The 323-nt window shown below is 71.8% G+C and carries 1 pseudogene; it reads left to right on the forward strand.

The annotated features are described in order from the left end of the window. Nucleotides 1-227, forward strand: a pseudogene (locus tag CCN56_RS43705) (XRE family transcriptional regulator); the annotation flags it as partial. Nucleotides 228-323: the final 96 nt, after the last annotated feature.

Genomic DNA, 323 nt, shown 5'->3' on the forward strand with positions numbered 1-323 from the left:
GCCAGTCCGTCTGGGGTCGCATCGAGAGCGGGGCCATCGGCGACTCCGTCACGATCAAGGACAAGGGCGGCACCGAGCTGACCGCGCAGATCCGCGTCGAGCGGGACACGTACACCCGGATGCTCGCCGTCGCGGCCGACCGTCCCTGGCAGGAGGTGACGATCTGCGGGGCGATCCCGCGCTTCCACGAGCAGGAGTGCTCGCCGGACGGCGCCGTGCAGCCGTGACGGTCCGCCGCCATGTCCCAGAGGCGCAGGCCGCGTTCGGCCAGCCGGTCCGCCAGTCTGCCCCGGGCCGTCTTGCCGATCCTGGAGAGCAGATAG

The sequence above is a fragment of the Streptomyces sp. NRRL B-24572 genome (assembly GCF_002156145.1).
Classification (GTDB): Bacteria; Actinomycetota; Actinomycetes; order Streptomycetales; family Streptomycetaceae; genus Streptomyces; species Streptomyces vietnamensis.